Annotated in this window: 5 protein-coding genes; 4 read left to right on the forward strand and 1 reads right to left on the reverse strand. The window is 70.6% G+C overall.

The genetic code is table 11. The features are described from left to right. Window positions 1–43: 43 nt before the first annotated feature. Window positions 44–2008 (reverse strand): SMI1/KNR4 family protein, encoded by a 1965-nt coding sequence (locus AC31A1_RS15450; protein ID WP_489653866.1) that lies wholly within the window; start codon window positions 2006–2008, stop codon window positions 44–46. Between the two features lie 199 nt (window positions 2009–2207). Between AC31A1_RS15450 and AC31A1_RS15455 the strand changes: the two genes are divergently transcribed. The 4 genes from AC31A1_RS15455 to AC31A1_RS15470 all read left to right on the forward strand — a co-directional run. After that, window positions 2208–2861, forward strand: coding sequence for a response regulator transcription factor (locus AC31A1_RS15455; RefSeq protein ID WP_450521725.1), 654 nt, complete (start codon window positions 2208–2210; stop codon window positions 2859–2861). Between the two features lie 130 nt (window positions 2862–2991). Further along, window positions 2992–3645, forward strand: a complete 654-nt coding sequence (locus tag AC31A1_RS15460) for a response regulator transcription factor (protein ID WP_489653867.1) — start codon at window positions 2992–2994, stop codon at window positions 3643–3645. A 1-nt stretch (window position 3646) separates the two neighbouring features. Then, window positions 3647–4975 (forward strand): sensor histidine kinase, encoded by a 1329-nt coding sequence (locus AC31A1_RS15465; RefSeq protein WP_489653868.1) that lies wholly within the window; start codon window positions 3647–3649, stop codon window positions 4973–4975. A gap of 220 nt (window positions 4976–5195) precedes the next feature. Continuing rightward, on the forward strand, window positions 5196–6741 hold a 1546-nt coding region (locus AC31A1_RS15470), incomplete at its 3' end, for a condensation domain-containing protein (protein ID WP_489653869.1).

A 6741-nucleotide genomic window follows, 5' to 3' on the forward strand; every position in this document is an offset into this window, starting at 1 on the left:
GGATGACCACCCGGCGCCTCCACGCATCGTCCCCTCGGGCTGCCTACCCGCCTCTCGGCCCGCTGTCTCCCGGCCGGTTGCCGTCCGCCGGGCGCGTGGCTGCCGGGTGCATGCGGATCGTCGCGTACGTCTCGCCGTCCCTTGGTGGTCGAGTCCAGGAGCGGGTAGTGAAGGTGTGCAGGCGCCCGTTCGTGATGGCATGACGCGGTAGAGACGCCCCGAACTCCTCCGCCACCGCTTCCAGCAGCGGTCGTTCTGCTTGGGCGCTGTCCTCCAGGTCATCGAAGAACCGGCTCGGATCCAGCGCCCGCGGTATTTCCCCGCTCCGCCGGATCTCTCCGTCCGCGTACGTGAACGCGTACTGCTCGGCACCGTCTCGTGCCACCGAGAGATGGAAGAACGGCTTCCCGTGCGGTGACCTCAAGCCGCTCCACACCACCACCGCGCGGGTGCCCTCGCCGGCGGTCGCGGCGGGGGAGACGAAACGCTGCCGGCCGAACGGGGCGGGAGCGCCGTCGAAGGCGAAGCTCCAGCCGGCGCCGGCCCGGCCGACCGCCATGAGGGCCCTGTCGTCGTAGGACGAGAACTCCCTCCGGTTGTACCGAGACCTCTGGAGCGCCTCCCAGAAGGTCATGGGTTCGTTCAACACGGTGCCGCCCCCGTCTCCGTCAGCGTCCGCGAGGCGTCCGGGCAACTCCTCCGGCTCCGTGCCTTCGACCAGGACGAACCGGTACGACGTGCGGTTGTTGCCCCGGTCCGGTTCCGCGAGCCACGCCAGGTCGCCCGGGTCGAGGTCGGCCGTCGGCGGTGGCGCCTCGCCGACCTGTCCGCCCCTCGGCGTGGACAGCAGCTCGCGGCCCCGCTCCGGGGTCAGCAGCGGCCCGAGCAGGGGATCGGCCACCCACCCCAGCGGCGCCAGATGGTCCGGGCCCAGCGGCTCCCACAGGGGAAGAGCGTTCGTCAGCGTCCGCCATGCCCCGTCGGTGTCGCCCCACCGCGCCGACTCCCGCGCCCGCTCGACCGCTTCCCCGAACGGTCCGGTCGCCGTGTACCGGTACGCGCCCTCCCTCACCCGATCCAGCGTCGCGTGAGCCAGTGACATCAAGTCCTCGTCGGCGCCCCGGAGGTGGTACGCCAGTGTGGAGTCGTCCCGGTACGAGTGCCTCGCGTGCTCGGCGACCAGCGGCGGCAGCAGGTCCGGTGCGTACTGCGGGTCCGTCACCAGGCCGTCGTAGTACACCATGTAGGTCTGTCCGAGCAGTCGGCGTATCTGGTCCCCCAGCCCGGCGGCCCGCGCCCTGCCGTACCCCTTGGCCTCGTCCAGGGCCTTCACGGCCTCTTCCCAGCCGCCGCGCAGCGCCTCCAGCCGGGCCTCCACCACCTGGGCGTCCAGTCTTCGCGTCGTGTCATTGGCGAACACCGGCTCACCGTCGCTCCGGCGCGCCTGAAGGCTGTGGAACTCGCGGTGCATGTCCCGCATGAACGCAAGGAAGTTCACGTGCCGTTCGGGCGGCTCGGCCCGCCAGCTCGACCACGTGTAGACGGCCCACTCGCCGTCCTCGTCCACGTCCTCGGGATCGAGGAGGACGTACGTGATGTCGGACTCGACGTCGAGCTGCAGCCCGCGCCGCCAGAGCTCCGACTCCCGCCGCTCCTCGGGCCCCGCGTCCTCGTCCAGGTGCTCCTCGAACATGTCCGCGAGCCCGGACGCGTTGTTGTGCCAGCGGGCGTCCTCGGTCCCCGCCAGCAGCGACACGAACCCGCCCGCGTGCCGCCACCCGTCGCTGACCTTGAGGAATTCCCGGTACGACGGGGGCATGTGCCGGCCGAGGCGCTCCTCCATCGCCGCGATCCGCTCCTCCGACGCAGCCGGGAACCCCAGCCAGCGCGCCCTACGCGCCGCCTCGTCGCCCTCGCCCCGCGTCTCGCCGTCCGGCAGGGAGTCCGCCCACTCCCCGCTCCACCCGAGCAGGAAGGACCGCCAGTCGAATGCCGTGGAATCCGTCATACGCCCGATGCTGCCACCCGCCACTGACAACGCCCTGTTGCCAGCTGTAACTACCGCTGAGGGACTGCGTGTTGGTGTCTGCGTCCGTGACTGCCTGGTCCTCCACCGAGTGGTCCACCGTGTCGGAGGCCACGACCGTGATGAGCCACTTATGTCCCCTGTTACCTCTAAGTGACCTTCCTGCTGCCAGAGTTGGGTCATGCGCGTACTGATCGTGGAGGACCACAAGGATCTCGCGGAGAGCGTCGCGAGGGGGCTGCGTCGGCATGCCATGGAGGTCGAGCTCGCGCACGACGGCGAGCAGGGGCTGAGCCGGGCGTCGAGCGGGGCCTACGACGTCGTCGTCCTGGACCGTGACCTGCCGCTCGTGCACGGTGACGACATCTGCCGTGCGCTCGTCCGGCAGGGCAGCCCGTCCCGCGTCCTGATGCTCACCGCCGCCGGCACCCTCGCCGACCGCGTCGACGGCCTCGACCTCGGCGCCGACGACTACCTTGCCAAGCCCTTCTCCTTCGCCGAACTCATCGCCCGTGTCCAGGCGTTGGACAGACGCGATCAGCCCGCCGTGCCTCCCGTCCTCGTCCGCGGCGACATCGAGCTCGACCCCGCCCGCCGCACCGCGCTCCGCGGCGGACGCAAGGTGGACCTGTCGCCGAAGGAGATGGCCGTCCTGGAGGTGCTGCTCGCCGCCGGCGGTGCCGTCGTATCCGCCGAGGAACTGCTGGAACGGGCCTGGGACCGGGACGCCGACCCGTTCAGCAACACCGTCAAGGTCACCGTCAGCCGGCTACGCCGGAAGCTCGGCGATCCGCCGGTCATCGAGACGCTCCCGCACGTCGGTTACCGGATCTGACGGGCACGACCGCGGGACGGCCGTTGTTGCCAGGCGGGTGACGGTGCGCCAGCCTGAGAGGGGAGTAACCCGGGTGTGACCCGGGATGGGGGAGCCTGGGGTCCGTGACGTGTGTCTCGTAGGGGGAGCGATGAGGGTACTGGTGGTTGAGGACCATGCGGAACTCGCGGACTCGATCACCAGGGTGTTCCGCCGCGAGGGCCTCGCGGTGGACACCGCCTACGACGGCAGGACCGCGCTCGACCTCGCCATCGACGTCGACTACGACGTGGTCGTCCTCGACCGCGACCTCCCCGACGTGCACGGCGACGAGGTCTGCGCCGAACTCACCGCCGAGGGCGTCCGCACCAAGGTGCTCATGCTCACCGCCTCCGCCTCCATCGCCGACCGCGTCGAGGGCCTCGGCCTCGGCGCCGACGACTACCTCCCCAAGCCCTTCGCCTGGGCCGAACTCCTCGCCCGCACCCGCGCCCTCGGTCGCCGCGCTCACCCCGTGCGGGAACCCGTCCTCGCCCGCGGCTCCCTCCTGCTCGACCCCGCCCGCCGTACCGCCAGCCACGCAGGCACCCAACTTCCCCTCACCGCGAAGGAGTTCGGCGTGCTCGCCTACCTGCTCGGCGCCGAGGGACGGACCGTCCCGGCCGACGAGCTGCTCGCCAAGGTGTGGGACGAGGTCACCGACCCAGGCACCACCACCGTCAAGGCCACGGTCAACCGGCTCCGGACCAAACTCGTCGACCGCTCCGTGATCCAGACCGTGCCCGGAGAGGGCTACCGGATCTGACATGGCCACAAACCTTCTGGCCCGCACCCGAGTTCGCGCCCACGCCTGGCTGAGCGGCCCCGCCGCCGCCCGGGTGCGAGTCCTGATCCGCCTTCTCACGCCCCGCCGGGTCCGGGTCCGCTTCGCCATGCTCTTCGGGCTGCTGTTCATCGCCTCCGGCGCGGTCCTGCTCGGCATCACCTATCTGCTCGTCAACCGCCCCACCCACAACGTCGTCACCGCCGTCCACGACGAAGGGGTACCGGGAGGCGGTTCGTCACCGGGAACGGTCATCCGGCCCGGCCCGGGCTCCGGCTCCCCGCAGGACCTCACCGTGTGGCTCAACGACCAACTGCGCAGGCAGACCGAGCATCTGCACGACGCCCAGATGCACGACCTCCTCGTGCAGTCCGGCACCGCCCTCGCCATCATGGCGGCGATCTCCATCGTGCTCAGCTGGCTCCTGGCCCGGCGCGTGCTCCGGCCCATGCGCACCCTCAACGCCGGCATCGCCCGGATCTCCGCCAGCAACGTGCACGAGCGCCTCGCCGTCGCGGGGCCCCGCGACGAGATCAGCGAACTCGCCGACAGCATCGACGGGCTCCTCGCCCGGCTCGAAGCAGCCCTGGAGTCCCACAAGCGCTTCGTCGCCAACGCCGCCCACGAGCTGCGCACCCCCCTCACGGTGGAACGCGCCCTCCTGGAGGAGTCCCTCCTCGACCGCGACGCCACCGCCGAGTCGTTCCGCGAGAACTTCGAGCGCCTGCTGCGGATCAGCACTCACCAGGGAGCCCTGCTGGAGTCCCTTCTTACCCTGGCTGTCAGCGAACGGGGCGTGGAACGGACCGAACCCGTCGACCTGGCCGAGATCAACGAGTCCGTGCTGCTCACCCAGGTCCCGGAGACCCTGCGGCACGGCGTACGGATCGAGGACCGCACCGAGCCGACGCCGGTCGCCGGCGACACCGCGCTCCTGGAGCGGCTGGTCGCCAACCTCGTCCACAACGCGGCCTACTACAACGTTCCAGACGGGACCGTGGACATCACCGTGCGGCGCCACGACCGGCGCGCCGTCCTCACGGTCTCCAACACCGGACCCGAGGTCCCCAAGGACCGGGTCGACCAGCTCTTCGAACCGTTCCAGCGCATGTACCGCACCGCCGGCGACGGCCACCACGGCCTCGGCCTGTCGATCGTCCGCGCCATCGCCGCCGCCCACGACGCCACCCTCACCGCACACGCCAGGCCGGGCGGCGGGCTCGTCGTGGAGGTCTCCTTCCCCCTCCTTGTCAAGGCCGGGGAGCGATACGAGGGTTGGTCACAGCCGCGCGCGGCCACCGCGTCCAAGTGACCAGAACGGCGGGTTGGACGACACCGTCCGATAGGTATTGTTCTGATTGACCGGCCCCGGTCGTGAACGGGCTTTGACGACGTTCCACCGGGCTTTTCGGTCCACGGGTGGGGATTCCCAGGAGCTTCCCGAGCGGAAGCTCTTTGCCTTGCGTTTCCTGCGAAATGGCGCATTGGGCAGCTGCATGCCCATGGAGAGGGAATAGGGGTTAGGCCTAGATATGAGCGAGCGAATCGGTGGCAGCTTTTCCTTGTCGGACAGCCAGGAGGGAATCTGGCACGCGCAGCGCCTCGGAGGTCCTCGCGCGCTCTACAGCGTCGGGCAGGCCGTCGAGATCACGGGCGCACTCGACGTGCCCGCCTTCGAGGCCGCGCTGCGCCGGACGATCGAGGAGACCGAGATCCTGGGCGTGCGATTCGCCGAGGACACGGTCGGCAGCGCACGCGCTGTACCGCACCCCGCTCAGCGATGGTCGCTGCGCATCGAGGAGCCGGACGGGGACGACGGCGACCCGCGAGCGTGGCTGGAATCCCGGATGCGCGAGGAACTCGCCGGCGTGGAAGATCCGCTCGGAGAGCGGCTGTTCTCGTTCGCACTCTTCCGTCTCGATTCCCGTCGGCACTGCTGGTTCCAGGGCTATAACCACCTCCTGCTCGACGGATATGCATGCACACTGATGGCGCGCCGGGTCGCCGACGTGTATTCGGCCCTCGTCAGGGGCGCGGTATATCCGGAAACCGAGTTCGTCCCGCTGAGTGAGGCACTTGACGAGGAGACGAGGTACCGGAACTCGCCCGAATTCACCGACGACCGACGGTATCTGCACGACCGATTCTCGGACCGGCCGGAACTGGCCGAGGTTCCACGCCTTTCCGGTGTCTCCGGATTTCCCCGGGAGACCGGGGCCGGAGCGGTGCTCCGCGAGACAGGAAGCCTCGCACCCGCCGCAACGGACGCGCTGCGCTCCGCGGCGGACAGCGTCGGCCTGCGGACCTCCCGGCTGCTCGCCGCCGCCTCCGGCGCCTTCGTGAGCGGCATGACCGGTGCGGCCGAAGCACTGCTCAGCCTGCCCATGACCGGGCGCGTGGGCGAGACGGACCTGCGGGCCCGCATCACCCGGGCGAACATGCTGCCCCTACGATTCCCGGTCCCGGCCGGGGCGAGCCTCCTCGACCTCGCCCGGACGGCCGACGGAGCCGTCGGCGAACTCCTCCGCCACCAGCGGTACCGCGGCGAGCACCTACGCCGGGACCTGGGCTGGCCGGAGGGCGACCGCTGGCACTTCGGGCCCTACCTGAACATCCTGCCGCGGACCGGGGAGTTGGCCTTCGGCGACTGCCGAGGCGTCGCACGGGACGTGTCGACCCGACTGGTCGAGGACTTCGGGGTACTGATCGACCGGACGGGCTCGGGGACCGAGATCACCGTCGAGGCGAACGCGGCGCTCTACGACCGGGCGTGGGTGCGGGCGGTCCAGCGCTCGCTGGCCGGATTCCTCACGCGCGTGGTGGAGGACCCGACGGCACCGGTGCGGCGGATCGGAGTGGCGGGGGACGACGAACGTGCCCTGGTGATGAGCGGGTGGAACGCCACCGCGCGGGATGTGGACGCGTCGATGGTGGTGGAGCGGTTCCGTGGGTGGGCGGTGCGGACGCCGGATGCGACCGCGGTGTGGTTCGGGCAACAGGCCTTGTCCTACGGCGAGTTGGATGCGCGGTCGGATGCGTTGGCGCGGGGTCTGATTGCCCGTGGGGTGGGGCGTGAGT

Source organism: Streptomyces sp. P5F9, from assembly GCF_057961495.1.